This is a genomic window from Bacillus sp. FDAARGOS_1420 (assembly GCF_019344915.1).
GTDB lineage: Bacteria > Bacillota > Bacilli > Bacillales > Bacillaceae_G > Bacillus_A > Bacillus_A mycoides.
On record NZ_JAHWJB010000002.1, the window covers coordinates 3,143,303 to 3,162,030 of the forward strand.

22 protein-coding genes are annotated in these 18,728 nt (G+C 36.1%); 7 read left to right on the top strand and 15 right to left on the bottom strand.

The window, feature by feature from the left end; all coding sequences use genetic code 11:
• The first annotated feature begins 7 nt into the window (after positions 1–7).
• Positions 8–1,072: an ABC transporter permease subunit gene (locus I6L50_RS26250; protein WP_219303478.1), complete on the top strand. Its 1,065-nt coding sequence runs from the start codon at positions 8–10 to the stop codon at positions 1,070–1,072.
• Positions 1,073–1,096: 24 nt separating this feature from the next.
• Here I6L50_RS26250 and I6L50_RS26255 read toward each other — a convergent pair whose 3' ends face one another.
• Entirely contained in the window at positions 1,097–1,642 is a 546-nt protein-coding gene (locus tag I6L50_RS26255; protein ID WP_113937134.1) for a hypothetical protein, read from the bottom strand.
• Between the two features lie 100 nt (positions 1,643–1,742).
• A complete protein-coding gene (locus I6L50_RS26260; protein ID WP_002088468.1) occupies positions 1,743–2,162 on the bottom strand; it encodes a MarR family winged helix-turn-helix transcriptional regulator in 420 nt (139 codons plus the stop codon).
• 160 nt (positions 2,163–2,322) lie between these two features.
• On the opposite strand from I6L50_RS26260, the gene I6L50_RS26265 reads away from it, so the two are divergent.
• Together I6L50_RS26265 and I6L50_RS26270 are read left to right on the top strand one after the other, a co-directional pair.
• Complete coding sequence (locus I6L50_RS26265) at positions 2,323–2,994, top strand: SIMPL domain-containing protein (protein WP_219303479.1); 672 nt, start codon at positions 2,323–2,325, stop codon at positions 2,992–2,994.
• Positions 2,995–3,128: 134 nt separating this feature from the next.
• A complete protein-coding gene (locus I6L50_RS26270) occupies positions 3,129–4,418 on the top strand; it encodes an NCS2 family permease (protein WP_002143039.1) in 1,290 nt (429 codons plus the stop codon).
• A 33-nt stretch (positions 4,419–4,451) separates the two neighbouring features.
• Here I6L50_RS26270 and corA read toward each other — a convergent pair whose 3' ends face one another.
• The 9 genes from corA to spoIIM form a co-directional block, all read right to left on the bottom strand.
• On the bottom strand, positions 4,452–5,414 hold the full coding sequence (corA, locus tag I6L50_RS26275) for a magnesium/cobalt transporter CorA (RefSeq protein WP_002067031.1): 963 nt from the start codon (positions 5,412–5,414) through the stop codon (positions 4,452–4,454).
• 210 nt (positions 5,415–5,624) lie between these two features.
• Complete coding sequence (locus I6L50_RS26280) at positions 5,625–6,929, bottom strand: pyrimidine-nucleoside phosphorylase (protein WP_219303480.1); 1,305 nt, start codon at positions 6,927–6,929, stop codon at positions 5,625–5,627.
• A 7-nt stretch (positions 6,930–6,936) separates the two neighbouring features.
• Positions 6,937–7,758: a purine-nucleoside phosphorylase gene (locus tag I6L50_RS26285; RefSeq protein WP_001078443.1), complete on the bottom strand. Its 822-nt coding sequence runs from the start codon at positions 7,756–7,758 to the stop codon at positions 6,937–6,939.
• A gap of 12 nt (positions 7,759–7,770) precedes the next feature.
• The gene (gene deoB / locus I6L50_RS26290) at positions 7,771–8,955 is read right to left on the bottom strand and encodes a phosphopentomutase (protein ID WP_219303481.1); all 1,185 of its coding nucleotides are present in this window, start codon (positions 8,953–8,955) and stop codon (positions 7,771–7,773) included.
• A 364-nt stretch (positions 8,956–9,319) separates the two neighbouring features.
• Positions 9,320–10,045, bottom strand: a complete 726-nt coding sequence (locus I6L50_RS26295; protein WP_219303482.1) for a FixH family protein — start codon at positions 10,043–10,045, stop codon at positions 9,320–9,322.
• Between the two features lie 146 nt (positions 10,046–10,191).
• Positions 10,192–11,082, bottom strand: a complete 891-nt coding sequence (gene xerD, locus I6L50_RS26300; protein ID WP_002014937.1) for a site-specific tyrosine recombinase XerD — start codon at positions 11,080–11,082, stop codon at positions 10,192–10,194.
• Between the two features lie 6 nt (positions 11,083–11,088).
• Entirely contained in the window at positions 11,089–11,319 is a 231-nt protein-coding gene (locus I6L50_RS26305) for a YqzK family protein (RefSeq protein WP_002088473.1), read from the bottom strand.
• A gap of 103 nt (positions 11,320–11,422) precedes the next feature.
• Positions 11,423–11,878 (bottom strand): ferric iron uptake transcriptional regulator, encoded by a 456-nt coding sequence (fur, locus tag I6L50_RS26310; RefSeq protein ID WP_000392654.1) that lies wholly within the window; start codon positions 11,876–11,878, stop codon positions 11,423–11,425.
• 106 nt (positions 11,879–11,984) lie between these two features.
• Positions 11,985–12,632, bottom strand: coding sequence for a stage II sporulation protein M (gene spoIIM / locus I6L50_RS26315; protein ID WP_002014939.1), 648 nt, complete (start codon positions 12,630–12,632; stop codon positions 11,985–11,987).
• 126 nt (positions 12,633–12,758) lie between these two features.
• Between spoIIM and I6L50_RS26320 the strand changes: the two genes are divergently transcribed.
• A complete protein-coding gene (locus I6L50_RS26320; RefSeq protein ID WP_002033881.1) occupies positions 12,759–13,310 on the top strand; it encodes a GNAT family N-acetyltransferase in 552 nt (183 codons plus the stop codon).
• A 23-nt stretch (positions 13,311–13,333) separates the two neighbouring features.
• On the opposite strand, the gene I6L50_RS26325 is transcribed toward I6L50_RS26320, so the two are convergent.
• On the bottom strand, positions 13,334–13,873 hold the full coding sequence (locus tag I6L50_RS26325; RefSeq protein ID WP_002014941.1) for an NUDIX domain-containing protein: 540 nt from the start codon (positions 13,871–13,873) through the stop codon (positions 13,334–13,336).
• 74 nt (positions 13,874–13,947) lie between these two features.
• On the opposite strand from I6L50_RS26325, the gene mciZ reads away from it, so the two are divergent.
• Complete coding sequence (gene mciZ, locus I6L50_RS26330; protein ID WP_219303483.1) at positions 13,948–14,076, top strand: Z-ring formation inhibitor MciZ; 129 nt, start codon at positions 13,948–13,950, stop codon at positions 14,074–14,076.
• A gap of 53 nt (positions 14,077–14,129) precedes the next feature.
• The gene (locus I6L50_RS26335; protein ID WP_002088476.1) at positions 14,130–15,044 is read left to right on the top strand and encodes an aldo/keto reductase; all 915 of its coding nucleotides are present in this window, start codon (positions 14,130–14,132) and stop codon (positions 15,042–15,044) included.
• Between the two features lie 58 nt (positions 15,045–15,102).
• Here I6L50_RS26335 and I6L50_RS26340 read toward each other — a convergent pair whose 3' ends face one another.
• The 3 genes from I6L50_RS26340 to I6L50_RS26350 all read right to left on the bottom strand — a co-directional run bounded on the left by I6L50_RS26340 (position 15,103) and on the right by I6L50_RS26350 (position 16,917).
• Positions 15,103–15,930, bottom strand: coding sequence for an aldo/keto reductase (locus I6L50_RS26340; RefSeq protein ID WP_002165107.1), 828 nt, complete (start codon positions 15,928–15,930; stop codon positions 15,103–15,105).
• 130 nt (positions 15,931–16,060) lie between these two features.
• Positions 16,061–16,585, bottom strand: a complete 525-nt coding sequence (locus I6L50_RS26345) for a GrpB family protein (RefSeq protein ID WP_219303484.1) — start codon at positions 16,583–16,585, stop codon at positions 16,061–16,063.
• Between the two features lie 68 nt (positions 16,586–16,653).
• Complete coding sequence (locus I6L50_RS26350; protein WP_219303485.1) at positions 16,654–16,917, bottom strand: YqkE family protein; 264 nt, start codon at positions 16,915–16,917, stop codon at positions 16,654–16,656.
• 201 nt (positions 16,918–17,118) lie between these two features.
• Here I6L50_RS26350 and I6L50_RS26355 point away from each other — a divergent pair, with 201 nt between their 5' ends.
• Positions 17,119–18,708: a bifunctional metallophosphatase/5'-nucleotidase gene (locus tag I6L50_RS26355; protein ID WP_113937127.1), complete on the top strand. Its 1,590-nt coding sequence runs from the start codon at positions 17,119–17,121 to the stop codon at positions 18,706–18,708.
• The last annotated feature ends 20 nt before the right edge of the window (positions 18,709–18,728 follow it).

Consider the following 18,728-nt stretch of genomic DNA (forward strand, 5'->3'; position numbering starts at 1 on the left):
AGATCCTATGTTTCAAAAAGCACTATGGTTAAGAACGTATCAACAAAGTAAATATGTTGTATGGCTATTTTGGTTCGTCAGCTTCTATACTTTGTCATATAAATACTATATGGATTCTATTCAACAACAATACTTTCTAAAAGAAAATAAACAGTGGAACTATGTATATCATTACCGCTTTGATTTAACACTTATAGACCCTGTCATATTATTAGGTAGTGTACTTATCATTCTAGCTTGTACGTTAATTGGATGGGAAAGACAAAATAACTCTAGTGACTTGCTATGGTCTATGCCATTTAAACGGTCACACCTCTATATAACAAAGTGGTTGTTTGGAATCTGTAATATCGTTGCGATGATCGTTTTAAACTGGGGACTATTTGCTATTATGAAAAAGTTGACTTTTCATAATAAATATCAAGTATTTTCTCCATTTCATAGTTACTTTATATACATGTTAATTGTATTAATCGCTATTTATACACTTGCCTTATGTATAGGAACAATTGCCGGGAATATTATATCGCAAGGATTTCTTACTGCAGCTCTATTAATGTTCCCAGTGTTACTTCCATCACTTATTTCAGGAGTCATTGCTGTTCACTCAAATACTGAATTTCATAAGGACAATGACAATATACAACGTCTTATGGAAAACATACGTATTTCTGGTCCAGCAGAAAATTTTCATATTAACTTTAGTTATGATCCACAAAGCGCTTATACCGATTCAGATGGAGTGCGTCACAACGAACCAAACTTTTCAAAAATCCCTTCAGCAAAAACATTAATTGGACCTATTGTAAATATAATTATTCTATTACCACTCGGTATATATTTATATGTTCGTTCAGCCAATGAGCGGAATGGTAGTTTCTTACTATATCCAAAGCTTCAAAAAACATTTATGGTCTGCGCTATTTTCTGTATTGGAATTAGCGGCGGTTTAATAATTGGCGGGACCCATTCGCTGCTTAATTTTTACGTTGGTTTATTCGGAACAAGCATAATTAGCTATTTTCTTCTATCTAAAATATTGAGATTGAAGGTCTCTTGGAATTTCAAATAAAATAACCTCCTCACTAAGAGGAGGTTATTTCACATTCTCTCTCCTATCTCCATACCCCCTCTCTTCTTTCATCCCAAACCCATCACCATTTTGTACAATTTGCTCTGTCGGTGCGACTACACTTTCAGCAATTTTCCATTCGCCGCGCTCTTTCACAAATACTTGCAGAAAATAGTTCATACCATTTAATTGATACGCATTTTCTTTTTTCACATTATAGTGCACCGCAATGTAGTGCACTTGAATATTTTCTTTCCCTGCTTTTGATACGTATTGCGATAATCTTGGAATGTACATTGATGCTTTCTTAAATGGTAATTGCTTCGCTTTAACGAGCGATGAACTTGTTACATTACGCAAAGTGTCCTGATTACGAACATTATCGCTATGATGAAATAATACTGCGTTTTGCATAGAACGAACCCATAATTTCGAATACAGGACAGTATTATCGTTTTCAATGTACTTCACTTCTTTTTGCACCACTTGGATAGGGGTATCAGCGTACATGAATGTATGAAAGCAGAAAAAACTTCCAAGTAAAATGGTAAGTGCAGCAATATATTTCATAATCTTTCCTCCGATCTGTTTAATTAAAGTATCGGAGTTTCAAAATATTTTTATTCAAAAGAAAAAGGATAGGAAAGCTCTCGCTTCCTATCCTCATTTATTATAATACGCGGCCAAATAGTTCTAAAACCATTTCTATCTCTTGGTCGCTCCAACCTTTAAATTTCTCTTTATAATATTCTTTACGCACAGCTTCAAGCTTTTCAGTTACTTCTCGTCCGTTTTCAGTAATTTCTAAGTATACGATACGACGGTCCGAATTTGAACGTTTTCTTTCAACAAACCCTTTTCGCACGAGACGATCTGTTACAGCTGTAATATGACTGGAGGTTACGTTTACTTCACTCGCAATTTGCGAAGCCATCTGTGGACTTTTTAAAAATAACGCACGTAATACAGAGAATTCATTATATGGCATATGCTCTGAAAAACGTGTATTAATATCATTTTGTAATAAACGTATCATCTTTCGAAATGATGCAGATAAATCTAAAATCAGTGTTTCTCTATTTTCGTTCACTAGCCTCGTCCCTTTTTTATCATATTTACACATATTATAATCTATAAATACCTATATTGTATATGCTTTCTTCCCTCAACATTCTCATTTATGTAACTTTTTTCATAAGATTTTCTTTTTTGTTCACACATATACATATAAAAAAGGATGGTGAGCATAAATGCAAAGTGGAATGAATCCGTATTTACATAATATCCGTACGACGAATACTGGTAAAGAAGCTACTATTACTGTACAAGGAGAAGGCATTATAAAGGCAAAACCAAATGTTGTCATATTAACACTGGGCATTCGAACAGATAGTAAAAATGTAAAACAGGCGCAAGAAGAAAATGCAGTGCAATCGAAACAATTGCTTGATGCACTCAAACAGCTAGGTATTGCCGATAAAGATATAGAAACCATTTCTTATACAATTACTCCTCAATACGAATATGTAAATGATAAAGCATTACTACAAGGCTACCGTGTGGAGCATTTGTATGAAATTACCGTTTTAAATGTGCAAAAAGCAGGGGAAGTATATGATATAGCCGTTACAAATGGGGCAAACGTAGCAAAAGGCTTACGTTTTCGAATATCTCATCCAAATAAATATTATGAGCAAGCTCTCATTCAAGCTCTGCAACAAGCAGTAGACAAAGCTCGTACAATTGCGAGTACCTACAATTTAAATATTAATCCTGTTCCCCTCTCACTCGTTGAAGAATCTGCCCAATTACCACGGGAGATCGCATCATATGCTACTTTGCATACGCAAGCAGCTCCGCCCATTCAATCAGGAGAACTAGAAATCATTTCATCTATCCGGGCAATTTTTACGTATTTATAAATAAACTCATTTATAAGTAACCGTTATCATTTTCGTTGTTGTAAAAACATGATGTTCTGATATAATAAAGGACGGTGAGCTCTTACATAAGAGATATCACGGGTGGGAGAGGGATATGAAAAAGAAGGTTTAACATGAAAGGAATACTTGAAAGAACATTTAAATTAGACTTACACCAAACATCACCAAAACAAGAAGTTTTAGCTGGAGTCACGTCATTTTTCACAATTGTTTATATTATGATTGTAAATGCGTCAATCTTATCAGATGCCGGCATTCCTCTTGAGGCAGGAATTTTGGCAACTGTTTTTAGTTCATTTGTCGGATGTCTACTCATGGCATTTTGGGCAAATGCACCTGCTATTCTTGTCCCTGGTATGGGTGTAAATGCATTCTTCACGTACACTGCTGTGCATACGCTCGGTTTAACTTGGCAAGAAGCATTGGCAGCTGTTTTTATCGCCGGTATTATTTTTACAATTGCTGCTTTTACACCGATTGCTCGCGTGCTTTCGGTATCGATTCCAAAGTCATTAAAGGAAGCGATCACTGTCGGTATCGGGTTGTTTTTAGCTTTCATCGGCTTGCAAAAAGGTGGTTTAGTCGTTTCGCATCCTAATACTGCTGTTGCAATGGGAAAATTAAGTAGTCCTGTCGTTCTTGCCACACTACTTACTCTTATTGTCGCACTTGTACTATTTGCGCGTAACGTACGTGGAAGCTTTTTATGGACGATTGCAATTGGAACTGGTATTGCATGGCTGTTTGGTCTTGTTGATACGAGTCAAATGGGAAATAGTTCGTTTTCATTCGCTAATTATGGCGATGTGTTTGGAGCTATGTCATTTGGGAAACTTTCTTCCTTGCCATTTTGGATTGCAACATTCTCCTTAAGCATGGTGCTTATTTTTGAGAACATGGGACTTTTACATGGTTTATTAGAAGATGATCGTAAATTCCCACGTGCTTACCAAGCAAATGCAATTTCAGCAATGACATGTGGTCTATTTGGCACAAGCCCTACCGTTTCAACAGTAGAGAGTGCCGCAGGTATTACTGCAGGCGGGAAGACAGGTCTGACGTCTATCGTTACAGGGTTGTTATTCTTCGCATCACTGTTTGCGCTTCCGTTTGTCAAAATAATTCCTGACAGTGCCATTGCACCAATCTTAATTATTATTGGCGGGCTGATGATTACAAGCATTCAACAAATTCCTCTGAACGACTTTTCAGAAGGATTTCCAGCGTTTTTAATTATCGTTATGATCCCGCTCACATATAGTATCGCTGATGGCATTGCGTTCGGATTTATCGCTTATCCTATCTTGAAAGTTGCACTTGGAAAGCGTAAAGAAGTCGCACCGTCCATGTATATTATTACATGCTTATTCTTAGCCATGTTCGTATTACACGCTATTGGCTAAGAAAAAAACACCGAGGAAATCCTCGGTGTTTTTTTACTTAAACCAACCTTTTTTATAAAACCAAGCCATCATTCCGCCGCCAATTAATGCCATTAAAATTAAGCAAATAAAATAACTATACTTCCCGCCAAGCTCTGGCATATGTGCAAAGTTCATGCCGTATACCCCTGCAATAAATGTTAACGGCATGAAAATAGTTGAGAAAACAGTTAATGTTTTCATAATATTGTTCATATGGTGGGAATTCAACGAAAAGTAACTATCTCGAATATCTGCTGTTAATTCACGGCTCGCTTCAATCATCTCTGTCAGTTTAAGCAAATGATCATGTATATCTTTAAAATAAATTTCATGATCGCTTATACCGTAAAAACGTGTTGAATTTAATATACGATACAATAAATCACGCATCGGAATAATCGTACGCCTTAGCTTAGATAAATCTGCACGAATATCAAATACTTCTTCTAGCACACTTCCTGCTGTCTCACCCGTTAAATTATCATCAATTGCATTTAAATGGTCTTCGATGTAATAAACAGGTGCGAAATAATCATCTACAATTTGGTCAATAATTGTATGTGCTACATGCAAAGGACTCTTCTTAATACGTTTCTTTTCACCGAGCGTTTTCCATACTCTTTCAATCGCATTGTTATGAGAGAAATGGAAAGAGACTATATATCGATCACTAATAAATAAATCGATTTCATGCGGTTCTAATCCGTCTTCTCCGAATGCATGAAGAACTAAAAAGTTATATCCATCATAAAAATCTACCTTTGGTCTCTGTACATACTCTACACAATCTTCAATTGCAAGGGGATGGAACTTGAAGTGATCTTGTAAAATATATGTATACTCCTCTTTCGTTGGCTTATATAAATCAAGCCAATACCATATGATGTTCTCTTTTTTCGTTTCTTCTAGCGAAACATCATATAAAACTTCATTTTTTTTCGTTATTGCACAAATTCTAATCATAATTTCACCCATTACTATTATAAACAAAAAATAGTAAAAAAAGCCAAGGAGAAATCTCCTCAGCTTTTTTTATCCCGCTATTTGCGGGCAGTAAGACCCCTACCTCAAAATTCAGCGAAAGCAAAGAAGTTAGGTCTGGGTCGGTCTGCTCGTAAATGCCCGATTGGTGAAGGCTAATAATCAGTGGGGATAAAGCCCCCCACTGATTAAAGTTTCACTTTATTACTTCGTTACAATACCGTGTACTAAAGTTGGTGCATCTACGTGATCTTTAGCGATTTTCATGTTCTCATAAATTTTCGCTTTTACGTCTTCAGCATTTTCGCGGTTTGCGTAAATTGTAACAAGAGAGTCACCTTTTTTCACGCTATCGCCTACTTTTTTGCGAAGCATTAGACCAACTGCTAAATCAATTTCAGACTCTTTCGTTGCACGCCCTGCTCCTAAAAGCATTGCTGCTGTTCCGATTTCATCTGCAACGATTTCCGATACGTAACCGTCTTCTTTCGCTTCCACTTCAATTTTAAATTGTGCTTGTGGCAATTTAGAAGGATCATCAACAACAGATGCATCGCCGCCTTGCGCTGATAAGAACGTTTTAAATGATTCTAGCGCTTTACCATTGTTCATTACTTCAATTAACTTTTCACGTGCATCTTCTAAAGATGAAGCTTGTCCAGCAAGGTACACCATCTGGCTTCCAAGTGTTAAACATAACTCTTCTAAATCTTTCGGTCCCTTACCTTGTAATGTATCAATTGCTTCTTGTACTTCTAATGCATTACCAATTGCTTCACCAAGCGGCTGACTCATATCAGAAATAACCGCCATCGTATTACGACCAACGTTATTACCGATGCGTACCATTGCTTCTGCTAAACGCTTTGCATCTTCATCCGTTTTCATAAACGCGCCTGCTCCAGTTTTTACATCAAGAACAATTGCATCTGCACCAGCAGCAATTTTCTTACTCATAATTGAGCTAGCGATAAGAGGAATTGAATTTACTGTTGCAGTTACATCACGAAGCGCATATAACTTTTTATCAGCAGGTGTTAAGTTTCCACTTTGACCAATAACAGCGATTTTATTTTCATTTACAAGACGCATGAATTCATCATTTTCAATTTCCACATGGAATCCTGGTACTGCTTCTAATTTATCAATTGTACCACCCGTATGTCCTAGACCTCGTCCAGACATTTTCGCAACTGGTACACCTAAAGCAGCTACTAATGGACCTAATACAAGTGTCGTTGTATCACCAACTCCACCCGTTGAATGCTTATCTACTTTTACACCTTCAATGGCTGATAAGTCAATTGTATCACCGCTATTTACCATTGCCATCGTTAAATCTGCACGTTCTTGATCATTCATATCTTGGAAGAAAATTGCCATTGCAAGTGAACTCATTTGATAATCTGGAATACTACCATCTGTGTATCCTTCAACGATAAAGTTAATTTCTTCTGTCGTTAATGCATGTCCATCACGTTTTTTTGCAATTAGGTCCACCATTCTCATTGTGAAGTCACCCCTTCATTTGTTTTACAATTGCTTTTACTAATGCTAAGAAATTAGCTTTAACACGTTCTGTCGTTTCAATTACTTCATCGTGGTGAAGTGGTTGATCTAAAATACCAGCTGCCATATTTGAAATACAAGAAATACCTAGTACTTTCATACCTGCATGACGAGCTACAATTACTTCTGGTACTGTTGACATACCAACTGCATCTCCGCCAAGTGTACGAAGCATACGAATTTCAGCAGGTGTCTCATATACAGGACCTGTCATTCCAACATATACACCTTCTTGTACTTTAATATTTAAATCTGCTGCAACCTGTTTCGCCATTTCGCGAAGTTCTGGCGTATATGATGTAGACATATCAGGGAAACGTACACCCATTTCAGAATCATTTGGTCCGATTAATGGGTTCGTACCCATGAAGTTAATATGGTCTGAAATTAACATAAGATCACCTGGTTCAAATGATGTATTTACACCACCAGCTGCGTTCGTTACAACAACTGTTTCTACACCTAGTTCTTTCATAACACGAACTGGGAATGTTACTTTTTGCATATCGTATCCTTCGTAGAAATGGAAACGTCCTTGCATTGCTACTACTGTTACACCTTGAAGTGTACCGAATACAAGTTGACCTGCATGTCCTTCTACAGTTGAAACCGGGAATTCAGGGATTTCACTGTATGGTACTGTTACTGCGTTCTCGATTTCATCTGCTAATACACCTAGTCCAGATCCAAGGATTAGTCCTACTTGTGGTGTCTCTTGAAATTTCTCTTTTAAGTATGAAGCTGATTTTGTAATTAGTTCACGATTCATCTGTTTATCCCCCTATTTCTTTAGCTCATTTAAGAAGCTTGTTCCATGTTCTGGCATTTTAACATTAAAGTTTTCTGCTACAGTTGCACCAATATCAGCAAATGTTTGACGAAGTGATAACTCTTGTCCGCCTTCTTTCATGCTTGGGCTATATGCTAATAACGGTACATATTCACGTGTATGATCAGTACCAGGATGTACTGGATCATTACCATGGTCTGCTGTAATTAATAATAGATCATCTTCTTTTAGTTTTTCGAATACTTCTGGAAGACGTGCGTCATATTCTTGCAATGCTTCTCCGTACCCTTGTGGGTCACGACGATGACCAAATAAGGCATCAAAGTCAACTAAGTTTACGAAGCTAATACCTGTAAAGTCCATATTTAATGTATCTACAAGCTTGTCCATTCCATCCATATTTGATTTCGTACGAAGTGATTCAGTTACACCTTCTCCATCATAAATGTCAGCAATTTTACCAATAGCAATTACATCATAATCGCTATCTTTAAGTTCATTCATTACTGTGCGACCAAATGGTTTTAACGCATAGTCATGACGATTTGGTGTACGTGTGAAGTTTCCTGGCTCTCCAACGAACGGACGAGCAATAACACGCCCTACCATGTACTTCTCATCTAATGTTAATTCACGTGCGATTTTACAAATTTTATATAGCTCTTCAAGTGGTACTACTTCTTCATGAGCTGCGATCTGTAATACACTATCAGCAGAAGTGTAAACAATTAAAGAACCTGTTTCCATTTGTTCTTGACCAAGCTCAACAAGTACCTCTGTTCCAGAAGCTGGTTTATTACCGATAATTTTACGACCTGTCTTTTCTTCTAATTCATCAAGTAATTCTTTCGGGAATCCTTCAGGAAACACTTGGAATGGTGTATCAATGTAAAGGCCCATGATTTCCCAGTGACCTGTCATTGTATCTTTACCTGTAGATTTCTCTTGCATTTTTGTATAATATCCAAGCGGTTTCTCTACTTTAGAGATTCCTTTCATTTCACGAATATTACCAAGGCCTAATTTCACCATGTTTGGCATGTGTAATCCATTCATATGTTCAGCGATATGACCAATTGTATCAGAACCTAAATCACCAAACTGCTCAGCATCTGGTGCTTCACCGATTCCCACGGAGTCCATTACGACTAGGAAAATACGTTTATATTTATTCATAACTGCAACCTCCTATATGTTCAGTTCTACTTCTTGTAGTATGTTCAAAACGCTATAAAGTGAAACTGTTATCAATGGGAATTATCTTTCGTCCTCATTATTAAACAGTACTGCTTTAAATCATTCTCTAACTTTTTCGTTTTACTTTCAAACGAATAAAAAACATTTCTAGGTTTTTCCAAGTCAGATGTCAGACATCTGATATTGATATCATAACATGTTTACGCTTTCTTTTTAATACATTTTCGTAGAATTTCTCATTTTCTTTACCCTTCTATTGTAATCCATTCTGCAAAGAAGTGCTAATCATTTTATAACATATTTCCTAATATAAAAATAAAAAGCAGCTCTAAAGAGCTACTTTTTATTTTACTTCTACTGTTTCTTCTTTATGTTCATGTAGTTCACCTTTTTTAACATGAACTTTCACTTTGTAAGCACCGTTTTCTTTGAAAGTATGTTTCGTATCATACTCTCCTTTATTTCCTTCTTTCGCTGGAATAAATTCGTGCTTTTCAACACCATCTTTCCAAATCTCAAGTTGTACTTCAGCACCAGTTAACGCTTCTTCTTTTTGCTTCAAATGAACTTTCATTGTTGATTCAGCATTTGCTTTAATATCACCAGCCATAAGATGTATCATCGTATCACTTTTATGATCCCCATGGCCTTCTTCTTTTTTCGCATCTTCTACTTTCGCATTCCCTACAGTAACTTTTTCTTCTGGCATAGTGTGCATATCACGTGCATTTGTATGAGGAATAATATGATATACTCCATCAGTTTCAAATGTTTTCTCTACTGCATAAACACCTTTTCCTTTATGCTTACCATCTAACATCTCGTGTTTCTCGTCGCCATCTTTCCAAATCTCAAACTTTACATCATCAGCATCCGTTACTCTTTCTTTTCCTTGTGTAACAAGTGCTTGTACTTCTGTTTTTTCACCAGGTTTAATTTCTTTCGGATTCGTTTGAACCGCTACTTTTATAGCTTCAAGTTTCTTTTCTTTTTTCGGTTCTTCTTTGTTTGTATTACAGCCAGCCAATGCTAGCATCGCGATAAATAATGTAATAATAAGTTTTTTCATCTTCATTTCCTCCTTCATACTTTCCTTAGTATAGAGGAAATACATTGTAATATTCTAGTCTTCTGCTGAAAACAATGTACGAAATGTTTGTGAAGTTTCTGTGAAATGGTTCACTCTTCTTAATCTATGAAAAAAGAGCATAGTAACTATGCTCTCGGATGAAACTGTTTATATACATCTTTTAATCTAGCTTTTGAAACATGCGTATAAATTTGCGTCGTTGAAATATCTGCATGTCCAAGCATTTCCTGTACAGCACGTAAGTCTGCCCCATTTTCTAATAGATGCGTAGCAAAAGAGTGACGCAACGTATGCGGTGTAAGCTCTTTTGCAATATTTGCTTCTTTCGCTAGCCGTTTTAAAATTTTCCAAAATCCCTGTCTCGATAATCGATTACCATGATGGTTTAAAAAGAGCGCATCTACTGCTTTTTTACCCATCAATTCTCTTCTTCCTTTTTCAATATACTTTTGAATCGCTTCTGTCGCTAAGCTTCCTAGTGGAATAATTCTTTCTTTGTTCCCTTTCCCGATACAGCGAACAAATCCCATCGTTAAGTGCACATCTTCTAAATTTAATGCAATTAATTCTGAAACACGAAGTCCTGTTGCATACAACAACTCTAACATTGCCTTATCACGAATCCCAAAAGCACTTGCCGTTTTCGGTGTTTGAAGCAATGCTTCCACTTCGTCGATTGATAATACTTTTGGTAATTTTCGTTCCCCTTGTGGCGTTTCAATATGTACCGATGGGTCATGCTCCACCGCTCGTTCACGAAGTAAAAATTGATGAAACGAACGAATCGATGCAATATGACGCGCCAATGTTTTTGAAGATTTCCCGTTTTCTTTTAAATGCTGCAAAAAGTTAACAATATGCAAGCGTGTCACTTCATGAAACGTCTTCGTTTGTTCTACATTTTGCAAATACTTCACATAGCTTTTTAAATCGCGTTCATAAGATACAACTGTATTTTTCGCTAAACCTTTTTCAACAATCATATAATGAATAAAATCTTTTAATTGATCTTCCAATCTACACTACTCCCCATTTTCATAGAAAAACATCATTCTATTTACGAAAGCATCCTTTTCCGGCTCCTCATTCCCTGATACTTTTTCTACAGTCTCTTCTTTTGGCTTTTCATAACGATGGTAACTTTCATATTCTTCATTTATCCATAGTATAGCGAAATAAAACAAAATCGTACAACTTGTAAATAATAAAAATACTTTCATCCCATCAAAAGTTAATTTTAAAGCTCGGCGCATTGTAAATTCCTCCAAAATATAAGTTATTACAACATATGCCAAGCTTTCACCAATTTATACCTTATTCAAATAAAAAACCTCTTCCTAGTTAAATAGGAAAAGGTTATTTTTCATCCGTTTCATTTTCTTGACAATTTTTACAAATCCCATGGAATGTTAAACGATGATCTTTCACCTTAAAGCTCCAGTCTCGTTCCACTTTATTCTCCACTTCACCAAGTAAATCTTCTTGTATTTCTTGTACAGCACCGCATTGTGTACAGATTAAATGATGATGGAAACGCTGTGCACCTTCTTGGCGTAAGTCATAACGCGAAACACCGTCTCCAAAGTTAATTTTATCGACAACTTTCAACTCTGACAATAACTCTAAAGTTCGATAAACGGTTGCTAATCCGATCTCTGGCGACTTTTCTTTTACAAGGAGGTATACATCTTCTGCGCTTAAATGATCTTCTTCATTTTCTAGCAGCACACGAACTGTTGCTTCACGTTGTGGTGTCAATTTATAGCTCGCTGCATGTAATTGCTTCTTAATTCGTTCAATTCTTTCTTCCATTCGGTACTACTCCCTCCTCGCCACTCTTACACCATTATATCAGAAGAAGGGCTCCTGTCAAAAGAAAAACAATAAAAACAAATTGATAATTATTCTCAAAAAGTATTTATTGTTTGTTAATAGCCTCCACAACTTCTTTCATTAAAACTGGTGATGCATACACTTCGACACTGGAAGCAATAGCTAATACCGCTCCAATCACGAGAAAAAAGCATGTATAGCGAATTAATAACGGTAATAGTGGCTCAGTTATTTTCCGAATAAATTGATGCCTAATCATGCGTAAGGAAAAGCTTGCAGCAATTGTTGTCATTACGAGAAATACAGGAATTATAATTAAATTTTGTGGCAATACAGATACAAATGCTAATAATAGTCCATTCCATCCGTGCTGACTTACTAAAAAACCTACTGTAAATCCAACAACTACCCCTTTTAAAAATAGTAAGATAAAAATGAGCGGCAACCCAATAATTGAAATCCCCAAAATCCAAATAAAGCCGATATATTTTAATTGCGAAAAGTAACTTTCTCGGAACATTTCGCCTGCGACAGCAAATTCTCCTTTAGAAACTTGTCCAAAAAAACGCTGTAAATAAAATGATAAATCTTGCTTTTGGTTTATTTGTAAACTATTCACAAGAATCGCTCCAAATATTACTCCCATCAGTAATAAAACCGCATTAAATATATATAGTGAAGAATTTTCCTGTATGTGAGACATTACACGGTCTTGCCACGTTTTTCGCCACATTTTCCTTCCCTCCGTTCACACTCTTACTAAAAATGTATGAAAGAAAGAAAAAAAGTATGACGAATTAGCATTGAAATTCCGCTCTACTTTGCTAAACTAAAAAGTAGAGAATAGGAGGGATTTCTCTTGAAACCATTATTATTAGATTTTCCAACATTATTTCAAACTGAGCGCTTGCAAGTACGTAAGCCGTTTCCAGGTGATGGAACAGAGGTATATGAAGCAATCCAAGCTTCGCTAGAAGACTTATTACCATGGATGCCAATTACAGCTGAAACAGAAGAACGTGCTGAAGAAATTGTTCGCGAAGCTCACGGACAGTTTTTACTTCGTGAAACACTTGATTTCCACTTATACGATAAAGTATCTGGTACATTCATCGGAGCTATTACGCTCAAGCCTGAAAACTGGGATATTCCAAAGTTTTCACTTCACTTTTGGCTACATAGCGCTTATACAAAGCATGGCTATATGACAGAAGCCATTAAAGGTGCGATTCAATTTGCATTTGATAAACTAGGTGCTAGAAGAATTGAAATTCGTACTGATGCAACAAATATAAACGCATGTAACTTAGCAGAACGTCTAGAATTTATTTTAGAAGGTACAATGGAAAATGATTTCCTAGCACCCGATGGCAGCTTACGCGATGCACGTGTATATGCAAAAATCAACTAAAAACACTCGCCTTAGGCGAGTGTTTATTTTTGTAATTGTAAATATTGTACTGCAAACATCGTCTTAGCATCATGTATGCGAAGGTCTTTCATAAGATCAATCGCTTCTTCTAATGACACTTCCATTAATTCCACAAATTCATCTTCATCTAAAGCTGCTTTATTTTCTTTTTGTTTTAATCCTGTCGCTTTATATACATATAAAATTTCATCTGCAAAACCAGGTGATGTATAGAAAGATGTAATAAGCTCCATATTTTCACATACATATCCTGTTTCTTCTTCTAATTCACGAACTGCTGTTACCTCTGGCTTTTCCCCAGGTTCTAACTTCCCAGCAGGAATTTCCACAATTGCCTTTTCGAGAGCTTTACGATACTGCTCAACGAGTACAATTTTCCCCTCATCAGTAATAGCAATAATAGCAACTGCCCCAGGGTGATTTACGATTTCACGTTTACTCATTTCTCCATTTGGTAATACTACATCATCAACACGAACTTTTATAACTCTACCATCAAAAATCGGTTCAGTTTTTACTGTTCTTTCTGCAAGATTACTCATACTACTTCATCTCCCTGTTCTATTTCCTAATCGTTCTTCATACATTTTACCACATTGAAAGGAGCGTGATAGAAATGAAAGTTTACATTTTACCAAATCGCGTCACTTTAGTCGGCAAAGCATGGCAAATTCGTCATAAGCTAAAACAATATGGCAAAGAGTATAAAACTGTACAAGAGTGGATTACAGCAAATAAAAAGTAAACGTTTGTCAACCTCCTTCCCCTTTCATACAATAAAGGTAAGGAGGTTGACCTATGAAAAAACGTCAATTAGGAAACTCAGATTTATATGTTACGGAAATTGGATTTGGCTGTATGTCTCTCGGTGCATCTGAGGCTGAAGCTATGCGTATTATCGATGAGGCAATCGATTTAGGAATTAATTTTTTTGATACAGCGGACTTATACGATTATGGATTAAATGAAGAATTTGTTGGAAAAGCTCTGAAAGGAAAACGCGACCAAATTGTTCTTACAACAAAGGTTGGAAATCGATGGACAGAAGAAAAAAACGGTTGGTCTTGGGATCCTTCTAAAGCTTATATAAAGGCCGAAGTAAAAGAGAGTTTACGTAGACTTCAAACAGATTATATTGATTTATATCAACTGCATGGCGGGACGATTGAAGATCCTATAGATGAAACAGTTGAAGCCTTTGAAGAATTAAAAAAAGAAGGGATTATTCGTCATTATGGTATCTCTTCTATACGTCCAAATGTCATTCGTGAGTATGCAAAACGATCAAATATCGTTAGCATATTAATGGAATACAGCCTTTTAAATCGTCGCCCTGAAGAATGGTTCCCGCTTCTTAATGAACAGCAAATTAGCGTTATTGCTCGCGGACCACTTGCAAAAGGGATTTTAACTAACAATAATGCAAGAAAGATAGAAAGAGTAAAAGAAAAAGATTACCTCTCTTATTCTTACGATGAGTTATATTCGACACTCGCGAGTGTAAAAGAAATAATCGGGGAAAGCTCTTTAACAGGAACAGCTATTCAATATTGCTTACATAACGAAACTGTTGCAGCTGTTATACCTGGTGCAAGCTCTATTCAACAATTGCAAGAAAATATACAAGCTAGCCAACAGTTATCTTTAACAAAAGAAGAATATGTACAACTTCAAAAGATTGTTAAGTATGATTCATATGCTTTGCATCGCTAAAATATTGATACCGATAAAAGCAAAAGACTGCCCCCCAACACTAGGCGGCAGTCTTTTTTTATAACGTATCATATTTATCAGGATTCGTTCCTACATGTAAATTACGATTTAACGTATTAATTTGATCCATCTCTTCTTCAGTTAATGAGAAATCAAAAATAGTAAAGTTCTCTTTAATACGAGATGGCGTAACAGATTTAGGAATAGTCACAATCCCACTTTGAATATCCCACCTTAATATAACTTGTGCAGGTGACTTTTCATATTTTTTAGAAATATCCTGAATAATTGGATGCTGGAATACTTCGCCGCCTCTCATTAAAGGACTCCACGCTTCCATCTGAATTTGCTCACCTTGACAGAAATCACGCAATTCAAATTGCGCTAACATTGGATGAAGTTCAACTTGGTTGACCATCGGCTTCACTTTACAATTTGGTAATAACAGTTCTAAATGATGTTTATGAAAATTAGAAACACCAATCGCGCGCACCTTACCTTCTTCATATAGCTTTTCTAAAGCACGGTACGTATCAACATACTTCCCTCTTATCGGCCAATGGATTAAATATAAATCTACATACTCCATTTGTAATTTCTTTAAACTTTTTTCAAACGCCTCAAGCGTCTCCTCGTACCCTTGATCGTCGTTCCAAACTTTTGTTGTAATAAACAAGTCTTCTCGCGGGATTCCAGATTCACGAACCGCTTCTCCGACACCGCTTTCATTTTCATATACAGTTGCTGTATCAATCGAACGGTATCCAACTTCTAACGCTGTTTTTACTGCTTGTTTAACTTCGTCGCCTTCTTTCGCTTTATAAACGCCTAGACCAATCATCGGCATTTTCACGCCATTATGAAGTGTAGTTGTTGGAATATGCACAGTCGTTCTCCCTTTCAATGTTACATTTTTTATAAACCACCACTTTATTTCAACAAGATTTATTCAAAATGTCAAAACATACGTACAGTTTACATAATAATTTTATACCCCTTTAGAAAATAACATGAACTCAGTCGTTCACGTAACTTTCTATCCATTTCTTCGCTTTTTCATCAACATTACGTACAAATTCATTTTTTCCTTCTGTATACAACGTGCCATCATATGTATATTTTTCAGCTAGTTCTTTCTTTAAAGTCGCATACGCTTCTGCTTCTTCACAATGAGCCATCATATAATCACGAAATGCTAAATGCCTTACTATCTCAGGATTTCCTTTTTCAAATACGTGTAAGTGATACGAGCGTTTTTCCTCAGTTCCATGAATAAAAAAACGACGACCTGAAATACCATTTTCCCCTTTCACGATGTAACCAAGCTCTTTAAATCGTTCATTCCAATGATCTACTCTGTCGATACTTTCTACTTCCATGATCATATCAATAATAGGTTTAGCTGCTAGTCCTGGCACTGACGTACTTCCAATATGATGGATTTTTACCGTTTCTGGCATCGCCGATTTTAATCTTTCGGCCTCCATTTGAAATTTCTCACTCCAATGATTTTCATACGGAACGACTACAATTTTCCTCATTCTAACTCCCCTTTTCTTATAAACTCGTCAAAAAAATGATCAGTGGCATTTCACTGATCATCTTTTTATTATTTAAAGTCTTTCCAAGTAAGGCTACTTTCACTTAACAGTTCTTCAAATGATTTATTCTTTTCACGTTCTTTTTGTTCTTTACGCTTTCTTTCTTGTTCTGCTGCCTCTTTTTTCTCTTCTCTCGCTTGCAACTCTTTTTTCTTATTCTTTAATTGTTGCATTAACGAATCGTTCAATTGATCACCTAGTGTAAGTGATTCTTTCTCTGGTTGATTCATTTGAGAGTGTCTTTGTGTTTGTCTTTGCTTCTTTTTCTTCATACTATTCACCTTTTACTTTTTTCTCCATTATAGAGGATACACGGCGAAATCGACAATAAAAAAGGTTCCCTACTCTATTATTTATCTTTTGTAAATATGTTAATTTTTCGAAAAAACTAAATTTTTATATGGATATAATCCTAGTAATCTATTAAAATTATGTCGTATGATGTCAGATTATAAAAAAAGGAGAAATTAATTATGTGGAAAAAAATTATTCCTGCTGTTGCTGTTTTAAGTACTATTACTTTTTCAAGCGTATTCGCCGCTCCTCCATCTCAGACTCCTGCCGAACAAAACCGATACATAGACGTACAAATGCTTGGTATTAATGATTTACATGGTCAACTAGATACTGTAAAAAAAGTTAACAATAAAGAAGCTGGTGGCGCTGATTATTTAGCTACTTATTTAAAAGAACGCAAAAAACAAAACCCTAATACACTTCTCGTACATGCCGGTGATATTGTCGGAGCCAGCCCACCAGTTTCCGCATTATTACAAGACGAACCAACAATTGAATTTTTAAATGACTTAAAGTTTGATGTTGGTACAATCGGAAACCATGAATTTGATGAAGGTATCGATGAAATGAAACGCCTCATTTACGGTGGATATCACGAAAAAACAGGGAATTTCAAAGGAGCAAACTTCCCTTATGTCGCTGCAAACTTCTATAATAAATCAACTGGCCGCTTATTTTTACCACCATTCACTGTAAAAATGGTTGACGGAGTTCCTGTAGGGTTCATTGGAGTTGTTACAACGGATACACCAAATGTCGTTATGCCTACTATGCTTAAAAATGTAGAAATCACTGATGAAGTAGAGGCTATTAATAAATCCACACAACAATTAAAGCGTCTCGGCGTTAAATCTATCGTAGTCCTTGCACATGTCGGCGGAACAACTGATGAGTCTGGTGTAACAAATGGAGACCTCACTCGAATTGCAAATGAAACAGATCCAGAAGTTGATGTTATTTTCGGTGGACATAGTCATACGTACGTAAATGGTACTGTAAATAATAAACTTATCGTGCAGGCGAACTCTTACGGGATGGCTTTCTCTGATGTAGATGTAACGATTGATAGAAAAACAAAAGATATTGTGAAGAAAAAAGCTGAAGTTATTACAACGTACCATGAAGGTGTAGAGCCTGATAAACAAGTAAAACAAAAGTTAGATCAATATAAAGAAAAAATCGCACCTCTTGTAAATGAAGTAGTCGGAAAATCTACAGCACCTATCGACCGTAAACAAAACGATGCTGGTGAATCTACACTTGGAAATTTAGTTGCGGATGCCCAGCGCCAAACTATGCAAACACAAATCGCTCTTATGAATCCTGGTGGAATTCGTAATGATCTAGACGCTGGAGATATTACATGGGGCGAATTATACGGCATTCAGCCTTTCGGAAACCAATTAATTAAAGTAGATCTAACAGGTCAAGATATTCGTGATATATTAAATCAACAATGGCAAAAAGGAGCAACGAGAATGCTTCAAATTTCAGGTATTCAATACACTTGGGATGCAAATAAACCAAATAACGAAAAGGTTACGAATATCCGTTTAACAAATGGTGAAGAATTAGTTCCCTCTAAAACGTATAGCGTAGTTGCAAATGCTTTCCTAGCTTCTGGCGGTGATGGATTCGTATCCTTTAAAAATGGAAAAAATGCTGAAACTGGTCCAAACGATTTTGAAGCATTAGTCGATTATGTAAAACAAGTGAAAGAACCAATTCAGCCGATTATTGATGGACGTATTCAAAAAAACAATTAAATACTATTCAAACTAGTGCG